Raw genomic sequence first — 25,248 nt, 5'->3', positions numbered from 1 at the left:
GAGAGGGGGGGATGCCACGCCTCCCTTTTTCCTTCCCTCCCCCCCGCCTCCCCCCCCCCCCCCCCCCCCCCCCCCCCCCCCCCCCCCCCCCCCCCCCCCCCCCCCCCCCCCCCCCCCCCGCGGCCCTGGCGACCGCACTGGGCGTCAACGACCCGGGCGGCGGCGGAGTGCCGTTCGAGGAGGCGACCTGGCCGCTGCCGCCGGGCAGCACCCTCGTGCTCTACACCGACGGACTGGTCGAGAGGCCCGGCCCCGACATCGAGGCCCGGATCGACGTCCTCACCGAGACCGCCGACGCCGCGCTGAAGGGCGCTCGCACCGGCCCGGACACCCTCGAACGGGCGGCGGACCGGCTGATCAGGACCCTCATCGCGGACACGGCCGCCCATGACGACGACGTGACGCTGCTCGTGATCGGTGTCCCCGGGCCGGGCGGGGCGGGCGCCGACGGCTGACCGCCCCGCCTCCAGCCGCGTAGACGGTGACCGGCCGGTCAACGGGGCGCGTCGTGCCACCGGCCGAACCGGGACCGAGGGCTGTCGCACCGCAACCGCGATGGCCGAAAATGTGTCTCTCACCGCGCGGCCCGGTCGCTCCGCCAAGGGGTGGGGCTCGAACGGCACGGCGGTCTTGGGGGGCTGGAATGAACGCATGGGCGGTGCCCGGATACACCGAGTCACTCGAACTCGGGTCGGGGGCGAGCGGGCGGGTCGTACTCGCCGTGCACGAGGAGACCGGCGTGCCGGTGGCCGTGAAGTACCTCAGCGAGTCCCTGCGCACCCGGCCGGGCTTCGTGCACGACTTCCGGGCGGAGGCGCGGCTGCTCGGCGGGCTGGAGAGCCCCTACGTCACCGGACTGTACGAGTACGTGGAGAGCCCGGACGGCGCCGCCATCGTGATGGAGCTGGTCGACGGGGTCTCGCTGCGTACGCTGCTGCGACGGGAGGGTCCGCTGGCGCCCGAGGCCGCGCTCGTCATCCTCAAGGGATCGCTGCTCGGCCTGGCCGACGCGCACCGCGTCGGCGTCGTCCACCGCGACTACAAGCCGGAGAACGTCCTGGTCGTGCCGGATGGGTCCTCCAAACTGGTCGACTTCGGCATCGCGGTGGACGTGGGCAGCAGCGCGGGTGTGGCCGGAACCCCCTCCTACATGGCCCCGGAGCAGTGGACCGGCGCACCTGCCTCTCCCGCCGCCGACGTGTACGCGGCCACGGCGACCTTCTTCGAGTGCCTGACGGGCCACAAGCCGTACGCGGGCGACAACCTCGCGGAACTCGCGCTTCAGCACGTCGACGCGCCCGTTCCCGCCGAGGAGGCTCCCGAGCCGGTGCGGGAGCTGGTGCGCCGAGGTCTGGCCAAGGACCCGGAGGAACGGCCCGCACAGGCCGAGGCGTTCGTCAGGGCACTGGAGGCGGCCGCAGGCGCCGCCTACGGCCCCGACTGGGAGGAACGCGGCCGGGGCCGGCTCGCAGCGCTGGTGGCACTGCTGCCGCTGCTGCTGCCCACGGCCCGCAGCACACCCCGGAGCACCACGGACACCGCACGCACGGTTCTGAGCCGGGAGCCGGGCCCCGGCCGGGCGCAGGCGTGGCTGCCCGGCCGGGCCGGATGGCTCGTGTCCGGTGCCGCCGTACTCCTCGGTGCCCTCCTGACCTACGGACTCCCGTACGACCCTGAGGCCGCCGCGCAGCGGGCGACGCAGGCCCTGGCCACCACCGCCGCCCGGCCCGGCGGCGCGGACCCGGCGGCGTCCCCTGCCCCGACGGCCTCGTCCCCGCCCCCGTCCTCCACCCCCACCGCGTCAGCCGGCCTGTCGCCGTCACCCAGCCTGTCGCCCCCGGCCCCGGCGGCCATCGCTACCGGTGGGCCCTCGGCCTCCGCCGGCCCGGCCGGTGAAGAGGAGACCATGGCGCCCGGTGGGCCGACCCCCTCAGCGGCGCCGACGACCGCCGCCCCCACGTCGCCTGCCGCTCCCGCCGTGAAGGACGTCGTGGTGTCGGACTTCCGGCAGACGGGCCCCACCACCGCGACGGCGACGATCGGCATCACCACGGACGCACCCGGGCCGGTTTTCCTCACTGTCTCCTGGTCCACGGGCGACACGGCGCGCCGGCCGGGCACCGCGGACGGTGCGCCCCAGACCTTCGAGCGCAGCGGCGCCACCCAGTACACGCTCACCGTCGATCACACCTTCCAGAACGCCGGCTGTTACTGGGCGGTGCAGGCCACGACGACCCCGGCCGCCGCCGGCGGCGGCGGAGCCTCCCGGCAGCTTCTGACCAGGCGGTGTGAACTCAGATGACCGCCCGAGACGACGACCGCACTCCCGCACCCGCCGACGAGCGGACCGAGGTGCTGAGGTCTGCCGACGAGCGGACCGAGGTGCTGGGGTCTGCCGAGGAGCGGACTGAGGTGCTGGGGTCTGCCGAGGAGCGGACTGAGGTGCTGGGGTCTGCCGAGGAGCGGACTGAGGTGCTGGGGTCTGCCGAGGAGCGGACCGTGGTGCTGGGGTCTGCCGAGGAGCGGACCGTGGTGCTGGGGCCCGCCGACGGGTGCACCGAGGTGCTTCCACCCGCCGAGGAGTGCCCCTCCACCCTCCACCTCGGCCCCGTCGGCGGCCTTGCCCCGGGACGCGACCCCGGTTCGGCCGACGCCGAGTACAGCGCCACCGTGCTGGCCAGCCACTGGATCCAGAGACCCGAACCGGACGAGACCCGTGTCGAGCAGCCGGCCGGGCAGCCCTCGGCGACGACGCGGCCGGTGCAGCCCGATCGCGTCGAAGGCACCGTGCTGCGGTTCGGCCCGGGCGTGACCGCATCCGTCGCACACCGCGCCCACCGGACGCTCCCCGCCCTGCCGCCGCCTCCCGCGCCCCCGCGCCGCCGAAGCCTGCGCAGACACGCTCTGCCCGCGCTGGTCGTCCTGTGCGTCCTGGCCTTCCTCGCCTGGCAGCGCCTCGGTCCCTCCCTCGCGGTCGGCACGGTGGCGGTCACGGCCCGGCCGACGGTCCTGGAGTGCGACGGCACCGCACACATCGTCGGCCTCGTGACCACGAACGGCCGTCCGGGCACCCTCTCCTACCGCTGGATCCGAAGCGACGGCACCTCCTCGGGCGTTCTGAAGGAAGTGATGGCCCGGGGCCAGCGACAGGCACGCCTTCACCTGTTGTGGACCTTTCAGGGCCAGGGGCACCGCACCGCCCGGGCCGAACTGCGCATCCTCTCCGCGCCTCCCCGCACGGCCACCACCCACTTCACCTACGACTGCGCCTGACCGCCAGACCCGCCGGTCGCTCCCTTATGACCGGCATCGGTACATTTGTACGGCAGGACATACACACGCCAGGCGTGCCGACGGCCGCGCCCCGTCTCAACGACCCTCGCAGGCGAGGACCGCATGTTCGATCTGAGTGCGCCGATTCTGACCGCGTTCCTCGTGTATGTGGCTGCCATGATCGGGACCGGCGTGTGGGCCTACACCCGCACGCACACCTTCGCCGACTTCGCCCTGGGCGGCCGCAGACTCAGCGCCGTCGTCGCCGCCCTGTCCGCAGGGGCCAGCGACATGTCCGGCTGGCTGTTCCTCGCGTTGCCCGGAGCCGTGTACGCGGCCGGCCTCGGTGCCAGCTGGATCGCCGTCGGCCTGGTGATCGGCACTTACCTCAACTGGCTGTTCGTCGCACCGCGGCTGCGCACCTACACCGAGCGGGCCGACAACGCCGTGAGCCTGTCCGCCTACCTGGAGGAGCGGTTCGAGGACCGCACCCGGACGCTCCGACTGGTGTCGGCCGCCGTCACCCTGGTGTTCTTCACCGTCTACGTGGCCAGTGGCCTCGTGGCCGGCGGGTTGCTGTTCGAGCAGGTCTTCGACATCCGGTTCGGCATCGGGGTGACCGTGACCGCCCTGGTGATCGTCGTCTACGCGTGCCTGGGCGGCTTTCTCGCCGTGAGCCTGACGCACGTGATGCAGAGCACCCTGATGTTCCTCGCCCTGCTCGTGATCCCGCTGACCGGTGTCGCGGTGCTCGGCGGCTTCGGCGCGCTGGGCGAGTCCCTCGACAGCAAGGCTCCGAGCCTGCTCGACATGGGGGCCAGAGTCGGCTTCACGGACGGCCGGTGGTCGGACGGCGGGTCACTCGGCGCCGTGGCGACGATCTCGCTGCTCGCCTGGGGGCTCGGCTACTTCGGTCAGCCGCACATCCTGGCCCGCTTCATGGGCATCCGCAGTACCGGTGCCATCCCGGCGGCCCGCCGCATCGGAACCGCCTGGGTCTTCGTCGTGCTCGCCGGCGCCACACTCGTCGGCCTGGTGGGCATCGGACACCTCGGCACGCCACTCGGCGACCCCGACACGGTGTACATCGTCCTGACCCAGACACTGCTCACGCCGTGGGTCGCCGGTGTGATGCTGCTCGCCGTCCTGGCCGCGATCATCTCGACCGCGGACAGCCAGCTGCTCGTGTCGTCCACGGCTCTCACCGAGGACTTCTACCACGCGTTCCTCCACCGCCGGGCCGGGGACAAGGCACTGGTGCGGGTCGGTCGCGGCGCCGTCGTCGTGGTGATCCTGGTGGCCTTCGTGATCGCGCTCGGGGGCGGCGGGCTGCTCGACATCGTCGCCCAGGCCTGGGCGGGCTTCGGAGCCGCCTTCGGGCCGGTGGTCCTCCTCTCGCTGTACTGGCCGCGCATGACCTGGGCGGGCGCCATGGCGGGGATCGTCTCGGGCGCGGCCACCGTCCTGTTCTGGGAGAACATCAACCCACTGCTCGGACCACTGGAGTCCGGCATCTACGAGATGGTCCCGGGCGTCCTGGTCGCCACGGCCGCCGCCCTGGTCTTCGGCAGGTTCGTGGGGCGGCCGCCGAAACGGGCCTTCTGGCGGATGCCGGGCGGCGGAGTGAGCCAGTTGATGGTCGCGCCCTTCCTCACCCGTGCACCGGTCGGCATGGCGGTCCTCGACACCGACCTGCGCTACGTCTGGGTGAACGAGCCACTGGACCGCATCATCCCCCTCGAACAACGACTGGGGCGGCAGGTGAGGGAAGTGCTGCCGGAGCCGGAGGCGGAGGCATACGAGGAACAGATGCGCAAGGTCCTCGAGACCGGGATGCCGGTGCTGGACCACGAGTACCGCGGTCCCAGCTACACCGACCCCGACCGTGTCCGCGCGTGCTCCGCCTCCTTCTTCGCGCTCAAGGACCGCAAGGGCCGGTACGTGGGCATCTCCTACATGGTCGTCGACGTCACCGAGCGCTGGCGGGCCCAGGAACGCCTGGCCCTGCTGAACGACGCGGGGGCACGGATCGGCAGCACGCTGGAAGTGACGCGGACCGCCCAGGAACTGGCGGACGAGGCGGTGCCGTTTGTCGCCGAGTTCGTCGCCGTCGACCTGCTGGACTCGGTCATGCGGGGCGAGGAGCCGGAACCCGGACCGGTGGGCATGACGCCCGTCATCCGCCGCGCGGGCCAGCAGTCGGTGCGCGAGGGCTGCCCGGAGGCGAGTCTGACCGTGGGCGAAACCGTCCGGCGCGCCGCGCTGTCGCCCGTGACCCGGAGCCTGCTGGAGAGCAGAACCCTGGTGGAACGGGTCCTGGACCTCTCGCAGAGCGCCTGGGTCACCGGGGACGAGTCACTGGGCACCTCCCTGCGCGACTTCGACTTCCGCTCGCTGATCGTGGTTCCGGTGCGGGCGCGCGGCGTCACCCTGGGAGTGGCGACGTTCGCCCGTACCGCCCGTACGGGCCCCTTCGAGGACGACGACGTTCGACTCGCCGAGGAACTGGTGTCGCGCGCGGCCGTGTGCGTCGACAACGCGCGCCGCTACACGCGCGAGCGTGCCGCGGCCCGCTCCATGCAGCGTTACCTGCTGCCGCAGGAGCTGGCCGGAGGTTCCGCCCTGGAGGTGGCGTCCTGGTACCTGCCGGCGGACGCCCCCAGTGGTGTGGGCGGCGACTGGTTCGACGTCATCCCGCTCTCCGGGGCCCGGATCGCCCTGGTCGTCGGCGACGTCGTCGGCCACGGCATGAACGCGGCGGCGACCATGGGACGCCTGCGCACTGCGGTTCGCACGCTCGCCGACCTGGACCTTCCCCCGGACGAACTGCTGGCCCATCTGGACGACCTGGTCATCGGCCACCTGGGGGCGCACGGCAGCAGGGAGCCGGTGGCAGCCGGCGACGAGACCGCGGGCGCCGCGTTCCTCGGGGCCACCTGCCTGTACGCCGTGTACGACCCGGTCGGCCGGCGGTGCACGCTGGCCCGGGCCGGCCACCTCCCGCCGGTGATCGTCGCGCCCGACGGCACCGCCGGCATCCTCGACCTGCCCGCCGGACCGCCCCTCGGCCTCGGCTACCTCCCCTTCGAGTCCATCGAGGTGGAGCTGGCCGAGGGCAGCCTCATCGCCCTCTACACGGACGGCCTCATCGAGACCTACGACCGGGACATCGACGTGGGGCTCTCCCGGCTGTGCGACGCCCTCGCGGTGCGCGGGCGGACACTGGAGGAGATCGGTCTGGGCGCGGTCGACGCCCTCCTGACGGGTCCGCCGTCCGATGACGTGGCCCTGCTGCTCGCCCGGACCCACGTCCTGCCGCCGGACCAGGTCGTCTCCTGGGATTTGCCCAGCGATCCGGCCGCCGTCGCGCACGCCCGCTCTCTCGCCGGCCGGCAACTGGAGGAGTGGGGCCTGGCCGGCCTGACCTTCACCACGGAGCTCATCGTCAGTGAGCTGATCACCAACGCCATCCGCCACGCGACCGGACCGGTCCGGCTGCGTCTGATCCGGGACCGGGGGCTCATGTGCGAGGTCTCCGACGCCAGCAGCACCTCACCGCGCCTGCGCCATGCCCGAACCACCGACGAGGGAGGGCGGGGCCTGCTGATCGTGGCCCAGCTCGCCCAGCGATGGGGCACGCGTTACACGACGACCGGCAAGATCATCTGGACGGAGCAGCTCATTCCTCCCGGCACCCCTCCCGGCGCCGCCGAACAGGGGATGTGACCGCATCGGGCGGCCCGGACGGGCTCTCCGGCGTCTTGCGATGCACGGCATCGGACCACGCGACCTGATCGGACGCTCAGAGTGAAAGGACCCCTCAGCGGCTCGCCGCACCCGACCGGGCCGCCGGCCGGCCGCGGGAGACCACACGCGTCCCGCGGCCGTCCACGACCCGGACCTGCAGCGAACCGCACCCGCAGCGGGTCCACTCCGTACGGCCCGTCGCGGTGGCGTGCCGCGACAGCACCTGGAACGGCTCGCCCCCGTCCGGCCAGCCGCAGTGCGGGCAGGCGGTGGCATCGATGCTGGTCATGACTGACTCCTCGAACGTCGTGGCTGGTGGACCGTCGCGACACAGCCAGGGTGCTTCGGGAGTTCCGTACACGTCCAGGTTGACTTTGTGGACCTCACTGTGAAGCCTGGGCTTCATGATTGACCTGCGCCGGCTGCACGTCCTGAGGGCGGTCGCCCACTACGGCACGGTCACCGCGGCCGCCCGGGCCCTGCACTTCACCACGTCCGCCGCCTCCCAGCAGATCCGCCAGCTCGCCCGCGACCTGGACGTCGACCTGCTGGAGCCGCAGGGGCGCGGAGTCCGGCTCACCCCGGCCGCCGAGAGCCTGCTCGCGCACGCCGACGCCATCCAGGCCCGCTGGGACCAGGCCGAACTCGACCTGCGGGCCGGCCTCGGGACGCCGTCCGGTGTGCTGAGGGTGACCGGCTTCCCGATGGCCGTCTCGGTGCTGCTGGCGCCCATGGCGGCCCGGCTGGGGGAGCGGCATCCGCGGCTGTCCGTACGGATCACCGAGGCGGGCGTCCCGGAGAGCTTCGACCTCCTCTTCGAGGGTGAGACGGACCTGGCGGTCATCGAGGCCACCCCGCACAACCCGCCGATGAGCGACACGCGGTTCGACCAGCGGCCTCTACTCGACGACCCGTTCGACCTGGTCGTCCACGAGGGGCACCGGCTGGCCGGGCGGGACCGGGTCGACCTCGCCGAGGCGGCACGCGAGCCGTGGATCGCGCCGGTGGAGCAGAGCCCCTGCCGCCCCCGCGTCCTGTCCGCGTGCGGTGCCGCCGGGTTCACGCCCGACGTCGTCCACCACGCCCTCGACTGGAACGTCACCGCCCACCTCGTCGCCCACGGGCTCGGCGTCGCCCTCATCCCGCGCCTGGCCCACCTGACACCGCACCTGCCGATCGCCCGGGTCCGCTGCACCGGCAGTCCCCACCGCAAGCTCCTGACCTGCACTCGCGGCGGCGGCCACACCCGCCCGGCGGTGGAGGCGGCCCTGGCGGAGCTCCGGGACCTGGCACCGACAGCGGTCGCCTGACGCAACCCCGGGGTCCCAGGACCCGGAGGGCCCGGCCCGTCAGCGCCCGGACGCTCCTGCCCGCAGCGCGTCCATGACCAGGTCCAGCAGACGCGTGGCGCGCGGCTGCCAGTCGCTGCGCGGGTCGATCGTCCAGAGGCCGCCGATGGCGAGCAGCAGGTCGTCGGGGGTGATCCCGGGCCGGATGGTGCCAGCCTTCTCGGCGGCGCGGAGCAGCAGTTCGGCCGCCTCGGTCACCGGGGCGTGACCTGGCTTCGCCGGTTTCCCGGGTGCGCTGGTGGCCTGCCGGATCGCGTCCGCCAGGCCCGCCTTGGTCATGGCGAACCGCGCGAGCCGGTCCATCCACTCACGCAGTGCCCGGTCGGGCTCCCGGCTCGCCAGCAGCGGGGCCGCGGTGTCGGCGACCTGCTGCATCTCGTGACGGTAGATCTCCAGGACGAGTGCCTCACGGGTGGGGAAGTGGCGGTAGAAGGTCCCCTGTCCGACGCCCGCCTTCTTGGCGATCGCGCTCAGCGGGGCGTCCGCCGACCGTGTCAGTTCGGCCAGCGCCACTTCCAGGATGCGCTCGCGGTTGCGCTGCGCGTCCGAGCGCAGAGGAGCGTCCTTCTTCTGGCTCACTCGCCCTCCTCGCGGCCCGTGGCCGAAACCCGGTCCTTGTTAAGCGGACAGCTGTCCGTTACGTTTTCCGGGTAACGGACAACTGTCCGCTTGTTGTCATCGTATCGGTGTGCCGTCCGTGCGGACAGCCCGTGGCGGGCCGTGCCCCGGCCGGCCTGCCCCGCATCCTGCACGGTCGCGAACCGCCACCGCCACCCGCGGCGCCCGACCCTCCCCGACCACGCGATGTGAGAGAGAAGGCTTCCATGCCCCCATCGACGTCCAGCGACCTCACCCTGTCCGTCAACGGCGAGAAGTACCCGCTGACCGTCGACCACCGCACCACCCTGCTCGACGCCCTGCGCGAGCGGCTGGACATGACCGGCACCAAGAAAGGATGTGATCACGGGCAGTGCGGCGCCTGCACGGTCCTGGTCGACGGCCGCCGGAGCGTGGCCTGCCTCCAACTGGCGGTCGCCGCCGAGGGGCGCGAGATCACCACCATCGAGGGCGTGGCCGACGGTGACCGGCTGCACCCGGTACAGCAGGCCTTCCTCGATCTCGACGGCTTCCAGTGCGGCTACTGCACGCCGGGGCAGATCTGCTCGGCCATCGCCGTGATCGAGGAGCACGCGGCCGGCTGGCCGAGCGCGGCCACCGGCGACATACGGCCCGAGGCGGGACCACCGCCGCTGACCCCGGAGGAGATCCGCGAGCGCATGAGCGGCAACCTGTGCCGCTGCGGCGCCTACGTGTCGATCGTCCAGGCCGTGGCCCGCGCCGCCGAGGCGAAGGGAGCGGCGGCATGAGGGAATTCGGCTACCAGCGCGCCTACGACGTCTCCGGCGCGGTGGCGCTGCTCGACGGCGACGGGGAAGCCCGTTTCCTCGGTGGCGGCACCAACCTCGTCGACCTCATGAAAACCGGCGTCGAGCGGCCCGCCCGGCTCGTCGACGTGACCGAACTGCCCCTGAACCGCGTCGAGCCGGCCGAGGACGGCGGACTGCGCATCGGGGCGACCGTCACCAACAGCGACCTGGCCGCCCACCCGGAGGTCCGGCGCCGCTACCCGGCCCTGGCGCAGGCGGTGCTGGCCGGTGCCTCCGGGCAACTGCGCAACATGGCCACCGTCGGCGGCAACCTGCTCCAGCGCACCCGCTGCGGCTACTTCACCGATGTGACGAGCCCCTGCAACAAGCGCCTCCCGGGCAGCGGCTGCCCCGCGCTCACCGGTGAGCACCACAATCACGCCATCCTGGGCGCCTCCGACCACTGCGTGGCCACCCATCCTTCGGACATGGGCGTGGCCCTGACCGCCTTCGACGCCGTGGTCACGTACGAAACGGCCGACGGGCCGGGCGAGTTGCCGCTCGCCGACCTCTACCTGCCGGTGGGGCGGACCCCGCACCTGGAGACCGCCCTGCCGCCCGGTGCGCTGATCACCGGCGTCACCCTGCCGCCCACGCCGGTCGCGGCTCACTCCCGCTACCGCAAGGTGCGCGAGCGGGCCTCGTACGCCTTCGCCATCGGTTCCATCGCCGCCGCGCTCGACGTCCGCGACGGTCTCGTGCACGACGTACGCCTGGCCTTCGGCGCGGTCGCCTCGCGCCCCTGGCGGGCCCGCACCGCCGAACGCGTCCTGACCGGCGCCCCGGCCGCTGCGGAGAACTTCGCGGCCGCCGCGGACGCCGAACTGGCGGCCGCCAGGCCCCTGCCCCACAACGGATACAAGGTGACCCTGATGCGCAACCTCGTCGTGGCCGGCTTGAGCGAACTCGCCGAGGAGGCCGCCCGATGACCACCGCCACCAGGGGAGCCGTCGGCACCGCGCACACCCGTGTCGAAGGCCGCGACAAGGTCACCGGAACGGCCCGCTACGCCGGCGAGATCCCCTTCGCCGGACTCGCCCACGGCTGGCTGGCGCTGTCCACCGTCGCCCGCGGCCGCATCCGGGCCATCGACACCGAGGCCGTGCTGGGCATGCCCGGCGTCCTCACCGTGCTCCACCACCACAACGCCCCGCGCGTCGACAGCGGTTTCACCGGCATCATGGGCGTCCCGCCGGACCCGGGCGTCGGCCTCTTCCAGCACGACCGGGTGGTCCACCGGGGCTGGCCGGTGGCCCTGGTCGTCGCCGAGACGTCCGAACAGGCCCGGGAGGCCGCCGAGGCGCTCGTGGTGCACTACGAGGAGGAGCCGCACGACGTGGCGTTCTCCGCCGGGCGCGACGCCGAGGCCTACCCGCACGACGGGCACGTGCCGGCGGCTGTGGAGAAGGGCGATCTAGAGGCCGGCCTCGCGGCGTCCGCCGTCGTCATGGACGCGGAGTACACCACTCCCGAGGAGCACCACAACCCGATGGAGCCGCATGCGGCGACGGCACTGTGGGAGGGCGGCCGGCTCGAGGTCGTCGACTCCAACCAGGGCACCAACTGGGTCGCCGGCGAACTCGCGAGCCTGTTCTCCCTCGACCCGGCCGCCGTGCGGGTCCGGTCCGAGCACGTCGGCGGCGGCTTCGGCAGCAAGGGCGCCCGCGCGCACCAGGTGGCCGCCGTGATGGCCGCGACCGTCCTGCGGCGCCCGGTCCGGGTCGTCATGACCCGCCGGCAGATGTTCTCGCTCGCCGGATACCGCAGCCCCACCGCCCAGCGGGTCAGGCTCGGCGCCGACGCGGACGGCCGGCTGCGCGCACTGGAGCACCGGGCCCTGAACCAGACCTCCACCGTGCACGACTTCGTCGAGCCGAGTGCCGCGGCGGGACGGTCGATGTACGCCGCCGACGCCCACCACACGGTCAGCCGGCTCGTCAAGCTCGACGTACCGACCCCGACGTGGATGCGCGCCCCGGGCGAGGCACCGGGCTCGTTCGCCCTGGAGTCGGCGCTGGACGAACTGGCCGAGAAGTGCCGCATCGACCCGATCGAGCTGCGCGTGCGCAACGAGCCCACGGTGGGGCCGGTCTCCGGGCTGCCGTTCAGCAGCCGCAACCTGGTCGCCTGCTTCCGGGAAGGCGCCCGCAGGTTCGGCTGGGCGGAGCGGGACCCGCGCCCCGGAGTGCGCCGGGAGGGGCGCTGGCTGCTCGGCACGGGCACCGCAGCCGCCACCTTCCCCGTCATGGCCATGCCGTCCACGGCGGCCGTGACCGCGGAGGCGGACGGCACCTTCACGGTGCGGGTCAACGCCGCGGACATCGGCACCGGCGCCCGGACCGCGCTCACCCTGGTCGCCGCCGACGCCCTGGAGGTGCCGACGGACCGAGTCCGGGTGCGCATCGGGGACAGCGACCTCGGCCCGGCGATGATCGCCGGCGGCTCGTCGGGCACCCGATCCTGGAGCTGGGCCGTCACGTCCGCCGCCGGCGAACTGCGCCAGAGCCTCGTCCCGGGCGCCGGCATCCCGCCGGAGGGCGTCACCGTACGGTCGGACACGGCCGAGGCCGTCGGCGCCCTCGCCCAGAAGGAACGGCACTCCTTCGGGGCGCAGTTCGCCGAGGTCGCCGTCGACCCCGCGACCGGCGAGGTCCGCGTGCGCCGCATGCTGGGCGTCTTCGCGGCCGGCCGGATCGTCAACCCGCTCACCGCCCGCAACCAGCTCCTCGGCGGCATGATCTGGGGCCTGTCCATGGCCCTGCACGAGGAGGCCGTCCGGGACCGGGCGAGCGGCGGCGTGTACGGAGCCGACCTCGCGGGCTACCACGTCGCCGCGCACGCCGATGTCCCGCACATAGAGGCCGACTGGGTCGACGACCCCGACCCGGACGACCCGGTCGGCATCAAGGGGATCGGCGAGGTCGGCATCGTGGGCGCGGCCGCCGCGGTCGCCAACGCCGTGTGGCACGCGACCGGCGTACGCCACCGGAACCTGCCGATCCGGCCCGACCGCGTGCTGACGGCGGGCGGCGATGCTTGATCTCGCCGGGCCGCTGGAGGAGTGGATCGAGGAGGGCCGGGAGTTCGCCGTCGCCACGGTGGCCGCCGTCGGCGGCAGCGCCCCGCGCCCTCCCGGCGCCGCGCTGGCGGTCTCCGCCGACGGCACGGCCATCGGCTCGGTCTCCGGGGGCTGCGTGGAGGGAGCCGTGTACGAGCTGTGCCTCCAGGCCCTCCGGGACGGCGAGACCCTTCTCGAGCGGTTCGGCTACAGCGACGAGGACGCCTTCGCGGTCGGGCTGACCTGCGGTGGGACCATCGACGTGCTGGTCACGCCGTTCGCCGCCGGGCGCTCGGTCCACCGGGCCGCGCTCTCGGCCGCCGCCCGGGACGAGCCGGTGGCCCTGGCCCGGGTCGCCCGGGGCCCCGCCGGCCTGCTCGGCCGGGCCCTGCTCGTGCGTCCCGGCGGCTCGCACGAAGGCGGTCTGGGCGATGGCCCGGACCTGGACCGCACGGCGCGCGCGGAGGCCAGGGCCCTGCTGGAGCGCGGCCGTACCGGCACGGTCGAGCTCTCCGAGGGCGGGTCGCACTGCCCGGGCGGTCTCACCCTGCTCGTCGAGTCGGCCGTGCCGCCGCCCCGGATGATCGTCTTCGGCGCGATCGACTTCGCGGCGGCGCTCGTCCGGGCGGGCCGGTTCCTCGGCTACCACGTCACCGTGTGCGACGCCCGCCCCGTCTTCGCGACCCGGGCGCGTTTCCCGGAGGCCGACGAGGTCGTCGTCGACTGGCCCGACCGTTATCTGCGGAGCACGCGGACCGATGGGCGCACGGTGCTGTGCGTGCTCACCCACGACGCGAAGTTCGACGTGCCCCTGCTGACGGAGGCCCTGCGCCGGCCGGCCGCCTACATCGGCGCCATGGGCTCCCGCCGCACCCACGAGGACCGCGAACGGCGGCTGCGGGAGGCGGGTGTGGGCCGGGGCGAGCTGGCCCGGCTCCGGTCACCGATCGGCCTCGACCTCGGGGCTCGTACGCCCGAGGAGACCGCCGTGTCGATCGCGGCGGAGATCATCGCGGCCAGGCACGGCGGCACGGGGGCGCCGCTCACCGGCTCGGACACGCCGATCCACCGGGCCGGGCGGGAGGCGCTGCCGGTCTGACGGCACGCCGGAGGGCCCGCGGTCGTCACCGGCCGCGGGCCCCTGGGTGGTGCCAGCGCGAACGGGTCAGGCCGCGGTCGGCTCCGAGACGAAGCCGTGCAGGCGGGCGATGACCTCGGTCAGCTGCGCGGCGACCTCGGCGTCGTCGGCCGGGTGCGTCTCGGCGAAGCGGGTCATCGAGCCGGGGATGGACAGCTTGACGTCCTCCAGCACCTTGCCGCCGGCGACACCGACGGACTTGCGGGTCTCGTCGTGCGCCCACACACCGCCGTACTGGCCGAACGCGGTGCCGACCACGGCGACCGGCTTGTCGTTCAGGGCGCCGGTGCCGTAGGGACGGGACAGCCAGTCGATGGCGTTCTTCAGGACGGCCGGGATGGTGCCGTTGTACTCGGGCGTGAAGAGGATGAGGCCGTCGGCGGCGTTCGCGGCCTCGCGCAGCTTCGCGGCGGCGGCCGGAACACCGCCCTCGACGTCGATGTCCTCGTTGTAGAAGGGGATCTCGGCCAGACCCTCGAAGAGGTCCACCTCGGCACCCTCGGGAGCGAGCTTGACGGCCGCCTCGGCGAGCTGACGGTTGTGCGAACCGGCGCGCAGGCTGCCGACGAGGGCGAGGATACGAACAGACATGCTGACTCCCACGTAGTGAACAGTGCTCTGGAACCACCGTAACGATCCGGACCGGGGTCCGTTTAACGTTCTACCACCCTAACCGGACCGCGGTCCAGTTTTGTTCCCGATGCTTTACGCTGGCTTCATGTCCGCCGTCCCGCCCCCCCTCCCGACGCCCCAGGAGCCCGTCGGCCACCCCGAGCTGCTCCAGCTCGGCACCGCCCTGGAGGCCGACGAGCCCTGCCTGCGGGCAGACGCCGCGCGCAACCGGGCCCGGCTGCTGGAGGCCGCCGCGCGACTGGTGGCGGAGCGCGGCGCCGACGGCGTCACGATGGAGGCGGTGGCCGCCGAGGCCTGTGTGGGCAAGGGCACGGTCTTCCGCCGGTTCGGCGACCGCACCGGCCTGCTGACCGCGCTGCTCGACCACTCCGAGAAGAAGTTCCAGGCCGCGTTCCTCGGCGGCCCCCCGCCGCTCGGACCCGGGGCGCCGCCCGTGGAGCGGCTGCGGGCGTTCGGCTGCGCGATGCTGCGCCGGTCGACCGATGAACTGGAGCTGCAGCTGGCGGCCGAGCCCGGCGCGAGCCGCCGCTTCGTCACCCCCGCCCGCCGTGTGCTGCGGCACCACATGGAGATGCTGCTGCGCCAGGCGGTCCCCGAAGCGGACTGCGAGCTGCTCTCCCACACGCTGATGGGCCAGCTCGACCCGGCCCTCATCCACCACCTCGCCAGGCAGCGCGGCATCCCCCTGTCCCGCCTGGAGGCCGCGTGGACCGACCTTGTCGACCGGGTGACCGGCGCGGGTGCCGCCCGCTGAGGGGTGCCCACCGGGGGATGCCCGCTGAGGGGCGCCCGCCGGGGGATGCCCGCTGAGGGGCTCCCGCCCCGCCCCGTGCGCGCTCACGGGATCGTCACAACTCCCCCGCCGGAAGCGCGCATTGGGGCTTCTGCCAAGATGCCGTACGTCATGGTGCAGATACCGAAAACGCCCGCGCCCCCGTCCCCCGCGCCGTCGCGCTCCGTGCCCACGAGCGCCGATGTGGCCCGCCTGGCCGGCGTGTCGCGCGCGACCGTCTCCTATGTCCTCAACAACACCAGCGCCGTACGGATCAGCGAACCCACCCGCCGCCGGGTCCACGAGGCGGCGAAGGAGCTGGGGTACGTTCCGCACGCGGCGGCCCGCAGCCTGCGCGCCGGGCACAGCCGCATGGTCCTGATCCCCGCGCCGACCTTCCCCGTCGGCCCGCTCTACCGCCGGTTCCTCACCGACCTCCAGGGCGCGCTCGGCGGCCTGGACTACACGGTCGTGCAGTACGGCACCGGTGGCCCGCACGGCGACGAGGCCGCCCGCGCCTGGGCCGAGTTGCGGCCCGTCGCCGTGCTGGTGCCCGGCTCCGGACTCGGTCCGCGCGGTGTGGCGGTGCTCAAGCGCTCGGGTGCGCGGGCCGTGGTCACCCTCGGCCCGGAGACCATCGAGGGCGCACACGCCCTGCTCATGGACCACGACGTGGTCGGCCACAGCGCGGGCGCCCACCTCCACGACCGAGGCCGGCGCCGCATCGGCGTCGTCGTCCCGCAGGAAGCCGGCCTCGAGGCGTTCTCCGCCCCCCGCCTCGACGGGGTGCGCCAGTCCGTGCGGGGCACGGACGCCACGGTGACCGAACTGCCCCTCGCCCACGACGAGCAGGCCGCGGCGCGCCTCGCCGCCCGCTGGCGCGGCCTCGGTCTGGACGCCGTGTTCACCTACAACGACGAATACGCGATGCTGCTGATGCGGGCCCTGCAGGACGAGGGCATCCGCGTCCCCGAGGAGACGGCCGTGATCGGCGCCGACGACCTGATGCTCGGGCGGCTGCTGCGGCCGCGGCTGAGCACGGTCCGGCTGGAGCTGCCCTCTGGCCGTGAACTCGCCGAGCTGGTCGACCGCGCGGTGCGCAATCCCGCCACCGAGCCCGAGACGCACAAGGTCATGGGTGCGACGGTGCTGCACCGCGAATCGAGCTGACCCGACGGGGCGCGACGTGCCGAGCGGACGGGCGATGGTCATGCCCTCGCTCCGCGACGCGGCTAGGATGTTTCATGCTCAACAAAATGGGGGCGCGGACTCGCACGGGCCGCAGCACACACGGCTGCGCCCGGTCCGCGCGCCCCGCCATGTGACCGCCGAACCGGCCGCGCACACACGGGAGTTCCGCTCGTCCCGTCCGCCGGTGACCGATTGATCGGAGAGCCGTCATGCCGTTGCTCGACACCAGGAGCTGGCAGCCCCACACCCTCACGGGACCCGGGCACACCGTCACCGAGCCCGCCACCGGCCAAGCCCTCGGCACCCTCGCCCTCGCCGGCCCCGAGGACGTCGGGGCCGCCGCCGGGCGGGCCGCCGCAGCTCAGCGCGCGTGGGCCGGCGCCCCGCACTTCGCCCGCGCAGCCGTGCTCCGCAAGGCGGGCGACCTGTTCACCGAACACGCCCCCGAACTGCGCGAATGGCTCGTCCGCGAGTCCGGCTCGGTCCCCGGCAAGGCCGACTTCGAACTGCACGTCGCCGCCCAGGAGTGCTACGAGGCCGCCGCCCTCGCCTCCCGTCCGGCCGGCCAGGTCCTGCCGAGTGAGGCGCCGCGCCTGTCGTACACGCGCCGCGTCCCCGCCGGTGTCGTGGGGGTGATCTCCCCGTTCAACGCCCCGCTGATCCTGTCGATCCGCTCCGTCGCCCCGGCCCTGGCGCTGGGCAACGCGGTCCTGCTGAAGCCCGACCCGCGCACGGCCGTCTGCGGAGGGCTGGCCCTCGCCGCGGTCTTCGCCGCCGCGGGCCTGCCGGAGGACCTGCTGCACGTGCTCCCCGGCGGCCCGGACGCCGGACAGGCCCTGGTCGCCGACCCGCGCGTGCCGGTCATCTCCTTCACGGGCTCCACCGCCGCCGGACGGGCCGTGGGCGAGGCCGCCGGCCGTCACCTCAAGCGGGCCCACCTCGAACTGGGCGGCAACTCGGCCATGATCGTGCTGGAGGACGCCGACCTCGACGCGGTGATCTCCACGGCCGCGTGGGGCTCGTTCTTCCACCAGGGCCAGATCTGCATGACGACCGGGCGCCACCTGGTGCACGCGTCCCTCTACGACGAGTACGTCGAGCGGCTGGCGGCCAAGGCGGACTCACTCGCCGTCGGCGACCCGCACCGCGACCAGGTCCATCTCGGCCCCATCATCGACTCGGCCCAGCTCGCCAAGATCAGCGGCCTGGTCGAGTCCAGCACGGCCGCGGGCGCCAAGCTCGCCGCCGGCGGCACCCACGACCGGCTCTTCTACCGGCCGACGGTCCTCGCCCACGTCGACGACCACACCCCGGCCTACGCCGAGGAGGTCTTCGGCCCCGTGGCACCCGTCCGTTCCTTCACCACCGCCGACGAGGCGGCGGCCCTGGCCGCGCGGAGCCCGTACGGCCTCTCCCTGGGCGTCGTCACCAGGGACACGGCCCGCGGCCTGGAGCTCGCCGAGCGCATTCCGACCGGCATCGTGCACATCAACGACCAGACGGTGAACGACGAGGCGGTGGCGCCCTTCGGCGGGGTCGCCGCCTCCGGCACCGGCGCCCGGTTCGGCGGGGAGGCCAATCTGGAGGCCTTCACCGAACTGCGCTGGACGACGGTACGCGGAGACGTGGCTCCGTACCCCTTCTAGGGCAGTCCCAGGGCCCGGTTCCCGGACCCCCGGGGCCGGGTCACTCGGCCGGCTGCTGGGCCTGCTGCTTGGCGACCTGCTTGCGGACCTCGTCCATGTCCAGGTTCCGGGCCTGCCCGATGACGTCCGTCAGGGCGGCCTCGGGCAGGGCGCCCGGCTGGGCGAACACGGCGACCTGGTCGCGCACGATCATCAGCGTGGGGATCGACTGGATACCGAAGGCCGCGGCCAGCTCCGGCTGGGCCTCGGTGTCCACCTTGCCGAACACCAGGTCCGGGTTCTCCTCCGCCGCCTTCTCGTAGACCGGGGCGAACTGCTTGCACGGCCCGCACCAGGACGCCCAGAAGTCGATCAGGACGAACTCGTTGTCCGTGACCGTCTGGTCGAAGTTCTCCTTGGTGAGCTCCACGGTGCTGCTCATGGCGTACATCCCTCTTCCTGGTGGGGGGGTCAAGCCCTCGGCACAACACGGCCGACCGGACACGTATTCCGCGCCCCTACCCATGTGGCCAGGGCGCACACCACCCACCAGACTGACCCCATGACGGAAACGGAAACCAACGGTTACGACGTCGTGGTGCTCGGGGCCGGGCCCGTGGGGGAGAACATCGCCGACCGCACCCGTGCGGCCGGACTGACCACCGCGGTCGTCGAGAGCGAGCTGGTCGGCGGCGAATGCTCCTACTGGGCGTGCATGCCCAGCAAGGCCCTGCTGCGCCCGGTCATCGCCCGTGCGGACGCCCGCCGCGTACCCGGCCTGAGCCAGTCCGTCCAGGGCCCCCTCGACGCGTCCGCGGTCCTCGCCCACCGTGACTACTACACCTCCCACTGGAAGGACGACGGCCAGGCCCGGTGGCTCGACTCCATCGGCGCCGACCTGTACCGCGGCCACGGGCGGCTCAACGGCCCCCGCACGGTGACGGTCACCGGGCCCGACGGCGGCGAGCTTGTCCTGACCGCCCGGCACGCCGTCGCCGTCTGCACCGGCAGCCGCGCCGCCCTGCCAGGCCTGCCCGGGCTCGACGCCGTCAAGCCCTGGACCAGCCGGGAAGCCACCAGCTCCCGGAGCGTGCCCGGCCGGCTGATCGTCGTCGGCGGCGGCGTGGTCGCCACCGAGATGGCCACCGTCTGGCAGGCCCTCGGCTCGCAGGTGACCATGCTGGTGCGCGGCAAGGGCCTGCTTCCCCGGATGGAGCCCTTCGCCGGGGAACTGGTCGCCGAGGCGCTCACCGAGGCGGGCGCGGACGTCCGTACGGGTACGTCGCTGGATTCGGTGACCCGTGAGAACGGCACGGTCGTGGCCGTCACCGACAAGGGCGACCGCGTCGAGGCCGACGAGATCCTCTTCGCCACCGGCCGCGCCCCGCGCACCGACGACATCGGCCTGGACACGATCGGCCTCGGCCCCGGGTCCTGGCTGCCGGTCGACGACAGCCTCCAGGTCAGCGGCCACGACTGGCTGTACGCGGTCGGCGACGTCAACCACCGTGCCCTGCTCACCCACCAGGGCAAGTACCAGGCGCGCATCGCCGGTGCCGCCATCGCCGCGCGGGCCACCGGGGAGGCCCTCCTCGCGCAGCCCTGGGGCGCCCACGCCGCGACCGCCGACCACGCCGCCGTCCCCCAGGTCGTCTTCACCGACCCGGAGGCGGCGGCCGTCGGTCTCTCCTTCGCCGAGGCCGAACAGGCCGGGCACCGGGTGAAGGCCGTGGACGTGGACCTGTCCTCCGTCGCCGGTGCCGGCCTGTACGCCGACGGCTACACGGGCCGCGCCCGCATGGTCGTCGACCTGGAGGAAGAGATCCTCCGGGGTGTCACCCTCGTCGGCCCCGGCGTCGGCGAACTCATCCACTCCGCGACGATCGCCGTCGCCGGTCAGGTCCCGATCAGCCGTCTGTGGCACGCCGTCCCCTCGTACCCGACGATCAGCGAGGTGTGGCTGCGGTTGCTGGAGGCGTACCGGGACGCGTGACCTCCGGCTCGTGTGCCCCCGGGGCGGTCCCGCCGGGCGCGGGACCGCCCCGGGGTTCAGGTGACGGGCCGGGATCCGGCAGGGGCACCACCCGCTCCGGCGGCCGACCGGCGACCGATGAGCGGCGGCCGACGGCGTTACGGCAGCTCGAAGCCGAGTGCCCGCGCCGCCTCCCGCGGGGTCGGCTGCGCCCAGCGCTCCACCACCGCCTGGTTGGACGACAGCGACCGCGACTCGGCCCGGTCCAGATACAGGACGCCGTCCAGATGGTCCGTCTCGTGCTGCACGATCCGTGCCGGCCAGCCCGTGAACACCTCGTCCAGCGCCCGCCCCTGCTCGTCCTGCCCGGTCAGCCGCACCTCGACGGGCCGTGCGACCACGGCCTGCCACCCCGGCACGCTCAGACACCCCTCGAAGAACGCCGCCCGCGCCTCACCGACCGGCTCGTAGGCGGGATTGACCAGTACCCGGAACGGCTGCGGCACCCGCCCGCGCGCGAGCCGCACCTCCTCCGGCACCGGCGCCGGGTCCTCGATCACCGCGATCCCGAGCGGCACACCGACCTGCGGCGCCGCCAGCCCGACCCCGGGTGCCGCCCGCATGGTGACCCGCAGGGCCTCGACGAACCGGGCCAGCAGCGCGGGGCCCAGCTGACCGTCGTACGGTTCGGTGCCGCGTCGCAGCACCGGGTCGCCGGCCGCGACGATGGTCAACGGGCCGCCGTCGGCCAGGAGTTCCTCGACCCGCTCGGCCAGGGGTGCGCGATCGCTCGGAGTTCCCATCGCGTCAGGATGACACGGCACCCCCACCTCCGTGTGCCACACGTCACAGGCACTCTCCGGGAACTGAACGCCCCCGCGCCCCGACTCCTGCACCACAACGGCCCACCAGACGTCCCCCGGAGAAGCCCGCCGATGACCACCGCTCCCTCGACCACCACGGACGAGGCCCCCCAGCCAGCCACCCCGGCCCCGACGAAGAGCAGCTGGGCCCCCTTGCGCCCGCTGATCCTCCGGCTGCACTTCTACGCCGGGGTACTGGTGGCGCCCTTCCTCCTCGTCGCCGCCGTCACCGGCCTGCTGTACGCGACCTCGTTCCAGGCCGAGAAGATGGTGTACGACCACGAACTGACCGTCCCCGCAGGAGAGCGCAAGCTGCCGATCAGCGAGCAGGTGGCCGCCGCCCGCGAGGCCCACCCGGAGGGCACGGTCTCCGCCGTACGCCCCTCGCCCGAGGCCGACGCGACGACCAGGGTGATGCTGTCCGGTGTCCCCGGCGTCGACGAGGGCCACACGCTCGCCGTGTTCGTCGACCCGTACACCGCGACGGTGCGCGGCGCCCTCGAACAGTACGGCTCGACCGGTGCGTTGCCGCTGCGCACCTGGATCGACGAGTTCCACCGGGACCTGCACCTGGGGGAGCCGGGGCGGCTGTACAGCGAGCTGGCGGCCAGCTGGCTGTGGGTGATCTCGGCCGGCGGGCTGGTGCTGTGGTTCTCCCGGCGCCGCGCCCTGCGCACGATACGCGGGACGAAGGGGCGGCGCCGCACACTCGGACTGCACGGCAGCGTCGGCGCGTGGGCGGCGGCCGGGTTCTTCTTCCTCTCGGCGACCGGCCTGACCTGGTCGGCCTACGCCGGTGCCCACATCGGCGAGCTGCGGACCTCGCTGGGCCAGGCCACCCCCGCGGTGTCGGCCGCGGCCGGCGGGGAGCACTCCGGCCACGGTTCCGCAGCCGGGCAGGCCTCAGACGCCGCGCACGGGGTCGGCCTGGACAAGGTCCTGGCGGCGGCCCGGGCCGAAGGTCTGGGCGACCCGGTGGAGATCGTGCCGCCCGCCGACGCGACCTCGGCGTACGTCGTCCGGCAGGTCCAGCGCAGTTGGCCCACCAAGCAGGACTCCGTCGCGATCGACCCGGCGAACGGCGAGGTCACCGACGTGCTGCGGTTCGCCGACTACCCGGTGCTCGCGCAGCTCACCCGGTGGGGCATCGACCTGCACACCGGCGTCCTGTTCGGCCTGGCCAACCAGATCCTGCTGATGCTGCTCACGCTCTCGCTGATCCTGCTGATCGTGTGGGGCTACCGCATGTGGTGGCAGCGCGGCAGGGGCAGTTCCTTCGGCCGTCCGATCCCGCGCGGCGCCTGGCAGCAGGTGCCGCCGCAGATCCTGGTGCCGTTGCTGGCGGGCATCGCCGTACTCGGGTACTTCCTGCCGCTGTTCGGCATCCCGCTGGCGGCCTTCCTCGCCGTCGACATCCTGCTGGGCGAGATCGCCTACCGGCGGGGGCAGCGGTCGTACGGGACAGGTGACCCGGCGCGGTAGACGCGTGCCCGCCCCGACACGCCCACTCACACGGCGTTCGCCACGTCCTTGTCCGGGTCCTGGTCGTACGCCAGGCGGAAGTGCTCCGGCTCCCTGAGAGGAGCCGGAGCACCTGCCGGTCGGTGACGGTCACCTCGCCGGCCGGGTGGCCGCCGCTCCGCCGGCTGCGTGACGGACACTCCGCTCGCTGCGGTGAGGTCAGCTCTGCTCGAAGTCACCCGCGAGCGCGGAGGCGATCCGCAGGTGCGGCTCCGCGTCCTGGTGCCGGTTCTGCCGCTGGAGCGTGCGGCCGAGCATCAGCCGGGCGTAGTGCTCCACGGGGTCCCGCTCGACGATCGTCCGCAACTCGGTCTCGGCGCGGCGCAGTTGGGCCGAGTGGTAGTAGGAGCGCGCCAGCAGCAGCCGCGGCCCGGTCTGCTCGGGCACCTCCTCGACCAGCCCGGCCAGGACCCGCGCGGCGGCGGCGTAGTCCTTGGCCTCGAAGAACAGCTGCGCGCGCTCCCAGCGCTCCGCGGGTGCTCCGTGGGCGTAGTACGTCACGTCGTTGGTCGTGTTCACTCGTGCCTCCTTCGAGGCCGACAACCGAAGCCGTTGGTTCAATATTCCACTAGTTTGTCGTGGCCCGGCCGGCGAGCGCTGCCAGCTCGTCCTCGGCCCGCCGGGTGATGAGGCTCAGTACCCGTCCGGCGACGGCCAGATCCTCCGTCGGGATGCCGTCGTAGATCCGGGCGGTGAGGGGCGCGGTCTCGCCGGAGATCCTGGCGTACAGCTCCCGCCCCGCGTCCGTGATCCGCACGTCCGACGCTCCGGCAGGGGCCAGGAGCCGCGCGGCGATCAGTTGGCCGATCACGCCGTGCACCTCGCTCGCGTCGACCTTCAGTGCACCGGTGACGCCGTCGGCGAGCTGCTCGCGCCCGACCGGGCCGTCGGCGAGGGCGGCGAGCCGGAGGGTGACGGACTGCTGGAAGGTGGCGCCGTGCCGGATCAGCACGCTTTCGAGGACCGCGCGGCCGGCGTAGTGGGCCAGGGCGATGACGCGGGGGTCGAGCAAAGGTGCGGCGGTGGTCATGACTGCTCCGTCTCGTTCTCGCTGGAAGGATCAAGAGGTGCGTCGAGCAAGGCCGTCAGCTCGCGCGTGAACTCCCGCGTGCGGGCGCCGTCGAGGCCGCCAAGCGGGTCCAGGAGCTGCTGGAGAAGCCCGTGGACGACCACGATCGCCCGCCGGGTGACCTCGCGGCCCCGCCCGGTGAGCGCGAGTTGCACCGCGCGTGGGTCGCGGGGATCCCGGGTGCGCTCCAGGAGGCCGGCGGCCTCCAGTGCACGGGCGAGCTTCGATACGTAGAGCGGCTCGAGCCCGGTGTGGTCGGCGAGGCGGCGCTGGCTGGGGCGCTCGCCCTCGCGCTGCATGCCGTACAGCGAGGCGACCAGCGAGTACTGCGCGTGGGTGAGCCCCAGGGGTGCCACCGCACGATCGACCGCGACTCGCCACTTCATCGATAGCCGCCACACCAGGAAGCCGGGCGTCGCGCCTTCGGAACCTTCGCTCATGAGCAGATAGAGTACATAGATACTATGTACATGGCTACTAAATTCGGGGCGTCGATCGAGGCCTCGGCGGGACACCCGGGCACGGCCCTGTGACGCGCTGACGCGGGACCTTCCACCGGGCTAGGTTGTGCGCCATGAGCAATCTTGAGCGCGAGGCGGCTCCCTCCCTGTGCGGTGGCCGCGGCTTCGTCGTGGCCGAGCCGGTTCGCGAACTCCTCAGTCCGCGCCACGTCAAGCTGGGCGAGTCCAGCGAGGTCCGCCGGCTGTTGCCCAACCTCGGCCGCCGCATGGTGGGAGCCTGGTGCTTCGTCGACCACTACGGTCCGGACGACATCGCCGACGAGCCCGGCATGCAGGTGCCGCCGCATCCCCACATGGGTCTGCAGACGGTGAGCTGGCTGCACGAGGGGGAGGTGCTGCATCGCGACTCCACGGGCAGCCTCCAGACGATCCGCCCGCGGGAACTGGGCCTGATGACCTCCGGCCGGGCGATCAGCCACTCGGAGGAGAGTCCCCGCTCGCACGCCCGGTTCCTGCACGGCGCGCAACTGTGGGTCGCCCTCCCCGACGGCCACCGGCACACCGAGCCGCGCTTCGAACACCACGCCGAACTGCCGGTGGTCACGGCGCCCGGTCTCACGGCCACGCTGATCCTCGGCGACCTCGACGGCGCGACCTCACCCGGCACGGCCTACACCCCGATCGTCGGCACCGACCTGGCCCTGACCCGGGGCGCGGACGTGCGCCTGCCGGTGGAACCGGACTTCGAGTACGCGGTCCTCGCCATGTCCGGCGAGACCCGTGTCGACGGCGTCCCGCTCCTGCCCGGCTCCATGCTCTACCTCGGCTGCGGCCGCACCGAACTGCCCCTGCGGGCCGAGTCGGACGCGGGTCTGATGCTCCTGGGTGGCGAGCCGTTCGAGGAGGAGCTGATCATGTTCTGGAACTGGATCGGACGGTCGCAGGAGGAGATCGTACAGGCGCGTCGGGACTGGATGGAGGGCACTCGGTTCGGGGAGGTGGAGGGGTACGACGGGGCTGCACTGCCCGCACCGGAACTGCCGCCGGTGGCGTTGAAACCGCGGGGAAGGGTGCGGTGACTTGCGGGAAAGGCGTCAGTGTCGGTGGCCCCTGGGCGGAAGGTGATCGGGGAATCCCTGTGCTGCTGCC

23 protein-coding genes are annotated in these 25,248 nt (G+C 73.4%); 15 read left to right on the top strand and 8 right to left on the bottom strand.

Going from position 1 to position 25,248, the window contains the following annotated elements; all coding sequences use genetic code 11:
• Positions 1-11 precede the first annotated feature (11 nt).
• The 4 genes from ACZ5TL_RS07785 (at position 12) to putP (ending at position 6,999) form a co-directional block, all read left to right on the top strand.
• Positions 12-455: a SpoIIE family protein phosphatase gene (locus ACZ5TL_RS07785; RefSeq protein WP_468588487.1), complete on the top strand. Its 444-nt coding sequence runs from the start codon at positions 12-14 to the stop codon at positions 453-455.
• A gap of 188 nt (positions 456-643) precedes the next feature.
• Positions 644-2,302: a serine/threonine-protein kinase gene (locus ACZ5TL_RS07780; protein WP_468588486.1), complete on the top strand. Its 1,659-nt coding sequence runs from the start codon at positions 644-646 to the stop codon at positions 2,300-2,302.
• A complete protein-coding gene (locus ACZ5TL_RS07775; protein WP_468588485.1) occupies positions 2,299-3,273 on the top strand; it encodes a hypothetical protein in 975 nt (324 codons plus the stop codon). Before ACZ5TL_RS07780 ends, ACZ5TL_RS07775 begins: the two co-directional genes overlap by 4 nt.
• 123 nt (positions 3,274-3,396) lie before the next feature.
• Positions 3,397-6,999: a sodium/proline symporter PutP gene (gene putP, locus ACZ5TL_RS07770; RefSeq protein WP_468588484.1), complete on the top strand. Its 3,603-nt coding sequence runs from the start codon at positions 3,397-3,399 to the stop codon at positions 6,997-6,999.
• 94 nt (positions 7,000-7,093) lie between these two features.
• On the opposite strand, the gene ACZ5TL_RS07765 is transcribed toward putP, so the two are convergent.
• A complete protein-coding gene (locus tag ACZ5TL_RS07765; RefSeq protein WP_468588483.1) occupies positions 7,094-7,309 on the bottom strand; it encodes a hypothetical protein in 216 nt (71 codons plus the stop codon).
• A gap of 115 nt (positions 7,310-7,424) precedes the next feature.
• On the opposite strand from ACZ5TL_RS07765, the gene ACZ5TL_RS07760 reads away from it, so the two are divergent.
• Positions 7,425-8,330: a LysR family transcriptional regulator gene (locus ACZ5TL_RS07760; RefSeq protein ID WP_468588482.1), complete on the top strand. Its 906-nt coding sequence runs from the start codon at positions 7,425-7,427 to the stop codon at positions 8,328-8,330.
• Positions 8,331-8,369: 39 nt separating this feature from the next.
• Here the strand turns inward: ACZ5TL_RS07760 and ACZ5TL_RS07755 are convergent, their stop codons facing one another.
• Positions 8,370-8,948: a TetR/AcrR family transcriptional regulator gene (locus ACZ5TL_RS07755; RefSeq protein WP_468588481.1), complete on the bottom strand. Its 579-nt coding sequence runs from the start codon at positions 8,946-8,948 to the stop codon at positions 8,370-8,372.
• Between the two features lie 245 nt (positions 8,949-9,193).
• Between ACZ5TL_RS07755 and ACZ5TL_RS07750 the strand changes: the two genes are divergently transcribed.
• The 4 genes from ACZ5TL_RS07750 to ACZ5TL_RS07735 are packed head-to-tail and all read left to right on the top strand — an operon-like array spanning position 9,194 to position 13,953.
• A complete protein-coding gene (locus ACZ5TL_RS07750; protein ID WP_468588480.1) occupies positions 9,194-9,736 on the top strand; it encodes a 2Fe-2S iron-sulfur cluster-binding protein in 543 nt (180 codons plus the stop codon).
• Positions 9,733-10,725, top strand: a complete 993-nt coding sequence (locus ACZ5TL_RS07745) for an FAD binding domain-containing protein (protein ID WP_468588479.1) — start codon at positions 9,733-9,735, stop codon at positions 10,723-10,725. The genes ACZ5TL_RS07750 and ACZ5TL_RS07745 overlap by 4 nt, the downstream gene beginning before the upstream one ends.
• Positions 10,722-12,836, top strand: a complete 2,115-nt coding sequence (locus ACZ5TL_RS07740; protein WP_468588478.1) for a xanthine dehydrogenase family protein molybdopterin-binding subunit — start codon at positions 10,722-10,724, stop codon at positions 12,834-12,836. The genes ACZ5TL_RS07745 and ACZ5TL_RS07740 overlap by 4 nt, the downstream gene beginning before the upstream one ends.
• Positions 12,829-13,953, top strand: coding sequence for an XdhC family protein (locus ACZ5TL_RS07735; RefSeq protein ID WP_468588477.1), 1,125 nt, complete (start codon positions 12,829-12,831; stop codon positions 13,951-13,953). The genes ACZ5TL_RS07740 and ACZ5TL_RS07735 overlap by 8 nt, the downstream gene beginning before the upstream one ends.
• A gap of 66 nt (positions 13,954-14,019) precedes the next feature.
• Here the strand turns inward: ACZ5TL_RS07735 and ACZ5TL_RS07730 are convergent, their stop codons facing one another.
• Positions 14,020-14,583, bottom strand: a complete 564-nt coding sequence (locus ACZ5TL_RS07730) for an NAD(P)H-dependent oxidoreductase (protein ID WP_468588476.1) — start codon at positions 14,581-14,583, stop codon at positions 14,020-14,022.
• Positions 14,584-14,710: 127 nt separating this feature from the next.
• Here ACZ5TL_RS07730 and ACZ5TL_RS07725 point away from each other — a divergent pair, with 127 nt between their 5' ends.
• The 3 genes from ACZ5TL_RS07725 to ACZ5TL_RS07715 all read left to right on the top strand — a co-directional run bounded on the left by ACZ5TL_RS07725 (position 14,711) and on the right by ACZ5TL_RS07715 (position 18,234).
• Positions 14,711-15,379 (top strand): TetR/AcrR family transcriptional regulator, encoded by a 669-nt coding sequence (locus ACZ5TL_RS07725; protein ID WP_468588475.1) that lies wholly within the window; start codon positions 14,711-14,713, stop codon positions 15,377-15,379.
• A 138-nt stretch (positions 15,380-15,517) separates the two neighbouring features.
• Positions 15,518-16,567: a LacI family DNA-binding transcriptional regulator gene (locus ACZ5TL_RS07720; protein ID WP_468588474.1), complete on the top strand. Its 1,050-nt coding sequence runs from the start codon at positions 15,518-15,520 to the stop codon at positions 16,565-16,567.
• A gap of 230 nt (positions 16,568-16,797) precedes the next feature.
• Complete coding sequence (locus tag ACZ5TL_RS07715; protein WP_468588473.1) at positions 16,798-18,234, top strand: aldehyde dehydrogenase family protein; 1,437 nt, start codon at positions 16,798-16,800, stop codon at positions 18,232-18,234.
• Between the two features lie 40 nt (positions 18,235-18,274).
• Here the strand turns inward: ACZ5TL_RS07715 and trxA are convergent, their stop codons facing one another.
• Entirely contained in the window at positions 18,275-18,655 is a 381-nt protein-coding gene (gene trxA, locus ACZ5TL_RS07710; RefSeq protein WP_468588472.1) for a thioredoxin, read from the bottom strand.
• 120 nt (positions 18,656-18,775) lie between these two features.
• Here trxA and ACZ5TL_RS07705 point away from each other — a divergent pair, with 120 nt between their 5' ends.
• Positions 18,776-20,206: a dihydrolipoyl dehydrogenase family protein gene (locus tag ACZ5TL_RS07705; protein ID WP_468588471.1), complete on the top strand. Its 1,431-nt coding sequence runs from the start codon at positions 18,776-18,778 to the stop codon at positions 20,204-20,206.
• A gap of 137 nt (positions 20,207-20,343) precedes the next feature.
• Here ACZ5TL_RS07705 and ACZ5TL_RS07700 read toward each other — a convergent pair whose 3' ends face one another.
• The gene (locus tag ACZ5TL_RS07700; RefSeq protein WP_468588470.1) at positions 20,344-20,988 is read right to left on the bottom strand and encodes a peptide deformylase; all 645 of its coding nucleotides are present in this window, start codon (positions 20,986-20,988) and stop codon (positions 20,344-20,346) included.
• A 132-nt stretch (positions 20,989-21,120) separates the two neighbouring features.
• Between ACZ5TL_RS07700 and ACZ5TL_RS07695 the strand changes: the two genes are divergently transcribed.
• Positions 21,121-22,530: a PepSY-associated TM helix domain-containing protein gene (locus ACZ5TL_RS07695; protein ID WP_468588469.1), complete on the top strand. Its 1,410-nt coding sequence runs from the start codon at positions 21,121-21,123 to the stop codon at positions 22,528-22,530.
• Positions 22,531-22,728: 198 nt separating this feature from the next.
• Here the strand turns inward: ACZ5TL_RS07695 and ACZ5TL_RS07690 are convergent, their stop codons facing one another.
• Genes ACZ5TL_RS07690 through ACZ5TL_RS07680 form a run of 3 tightly spaced genes read right to left on the bottom strand, consistent with a single transcriptional unit; the run spans position 22,729 to position 24,078 of the window.
• A complete protein-coding gene (locus ACZ5TL_RS07690; protein WP_468588468.1) occupies positions 22,729-23,088 on the bottom strand; it encodes a tetratricopeptide repeat protein in 360 nt (119 codons plus the stop codon).
• A gap of 49 nt (positions 23,089-23,137) precedes the next feature.
• Entirely contained in the window at positions 23,138-23,599 is a 462-nt protein-coding gene (locus ACZ5TL_RS07685) for a MarR family transcriptional regulator (RefSeq protein ID WP_468588467.1), read from the bottom strand.
• A complete protein-coding gene (locus ACZ5TL_RS07680; protein WP_468588466.1) occupies positions 23,596-24,078 on the bottom strand; it encodes a MarR family winged helix-turn-helix transcriptional regulator in 483 nt (160 codons plus the stop codon). Before ACZ5TL_RS07680 ends, ACZ5TL_RS07685 begins: the two co-directional genes overlap by 4 nt.
• A gap of 134 nt (positions 24,079-24,212) precedes the next feature.
• Between ACZ5TL_RS07680 and ACZ5TL_RS07675 the strand changes: the two genes are divergently transcribed.
• Entirely contained in the window at positions 24,213-25,178 is a 966-nt protein-coding gene (locus ACZ5TL_RS07675; protein ID WP_468588465.1) for a pirin family protein, read from the top strand.
• The last annotated feature ends 70 nt before the right edge of the window (positions 25,179-25,248 follow it).

The organism is Streptomyces sp. NPDC033136 (assembly GCF_055578235.1).
Note: the sequence above shows the minus strand (reverse complement) of the source record. Positions and strands in the feature narration are given on the sequence as shown.

What these genes read in the sequence shown, in the direction of transcription:
- ACZ5TL_RS07785 (WP_468588487.1), top strand. Translation starts at nt 12, where the DNA reads ATGCCACGCCTCCCTTTTTCCTTCCCTCCCCCCCGCCTCCCCCCCCCC.
- ACZ5TL_RS07780 (WP_468588486.1), top strand. Translation starts at nt 644, where the DNA reads ATGAACGCATGGGCGGTGCCCGGATACACCGAGTCACTCGAACTCGGG.
- ACZ5TL_RS07775 (WP_468588485.1), top strand. Translation starts at nt 2,299, where the DNA reads ATGACCGCCCGAGACGACGACCGCACTCCCGCACCCGCCGACGAGCGG.
- putP (WP_468588484.1), top strand. Translation starts at nt 3,397, where the DNA reads ATGTTCGATCTGAGTGCGCCGATTCTGACCGCGTTCCTCGTGTATGTG.
- ACZ5TL_RS07765 (WP_468588483.1), bottom strand. Translation starts at nt 7,309, where the DNA reads ATGACCAGCATCGATGCCACCGCCTGCCCGCACTGCGGCTGGCCGGAC.
- ACZ5TL_RS07760 (WP_468588482.1), top strand. Translation starts at nt 7,425, where the DNA reads ATGATTGACCTGCGCCGGCTGCACGTCCTGAGGGCGGTCGCCCACTAC.
- ACZ5TL_RS07750 (WP_468588480.1), top strand. Translation starts at nt 9,194, where the DNA reads ATGCCCCCATCGACGTCCAGCGACCTCACCCTGTCCGTCAACGGCGAG.
- ACZ5TL_RS07745 (WP_468588479.1), top strand. Translation starts at nt 9,733, where the DNA reads ATGAGGGAATTCGGCTACCAGCGCGCCTACGACGTCTCCGGCGCGGTG.
- ACZ5TL_RS07740 (WP_468588478.1), top strand. Translation starts at nt 10,722, where the DNA reads ATGACCACCGCCACCAGGGGAGCCGTCGGCACCGCGCACACCCGTGTC.
- ACZ5TL_RS07735 (WP_468588477.1), top strand. Translation starts at nt 12,829, where the DNA reads ATGCTTGATCTCGCCGGGCCGCTGGAGGAGTGGATCGAGGAGGGCCGG.
- ACZ5TL_RS07730 (WP_468588476.1), bottom strand. Translation starts at nt 14,583, where the DNA reads ATGTCTGTTCGTATCCTCGCCCTCGTCGGCAGCCTGCGCGCCGGTTCG.
- ACZ5TL_RS07725 (WP_468588475.1), top strand. Translation starts at nt 14,711, where the DNA reads ATGTCCGCCGTCCCGCCCCCCCTCCCGACGCCCCAGGAGCCCGTCGGC.
- ACZ5TL_RS07720 (WP_468588474.1), top strand. Translation starts at nt 15,518, where the DNA reads ATGCCGTACGTCATGGTGCAGATACCGAAAACGCCCGCGCCCCCGTCC.
- ACZ5TL_RS07715 (WP_468588473.1), top strand. Translation starts at nt 16,798, where the DNA reads ATGCCGTTGCTCGACACCAGGAGCTGGCAGCCCCACACCCTCACGGGA.
- trxA (WP_468588472.1), bottom strand. Translation starts at nt 18,655, where the DNA reads ATGAGCAGCACCGTGGAGCTCACCAAGGAGAACTTCGACCAGACGGTC.
- ACZ5TL_RS07705 (WP_468588471.1), top strand. Translation starts at nt 18,776, where the DNA reads ATGACGGAAACGGAAACCAACGGTTACGACGTCGTGGTGCTCGGGGCC.
- ACZ5TL_RS07700 (WP_468588470.1), bottom strand. Translation starts at nt 20,988, where the DNA reads ATGGGAACTCCGAGCGATCGCGCACCCCTGGCCGAGCGGGTCGAGGAA.
- ACZ5TL_RS07695 (WP_468588469.1), top strand. Translation starts at nt 21,121, where the DNA reads ATGACCACCGCTCCCTCGACCACCACGGACGAGGCCCCCCAGCCAGCC.
- ACZ5TL_RS07685 (WP_468588467.1), bottom strand. Translation starts at nt 23,599, where the DNA reads ATGACCACCGCCGCACCTTTGCTCGACCCCCGCGTCATCGCCCTGGCC.
- ACZ5TL_RS07680 (WP_468588466.1), bottom strand. Translation starts at nt 24,078, where the DNA reads ATGAGCGAAGGTTCCGAAGGCGCGACGCCCGGCTTCCTGGTGTGGCGG.
- ACZ5TL_RS07675 (WP_468588465.1), top strand. Translation starts at nt 24,213, where the DNA reads ATGAGCAATCTTGAGCGCGAGGCGGCTCCCTCCCTGTGCGGTGGCCGC.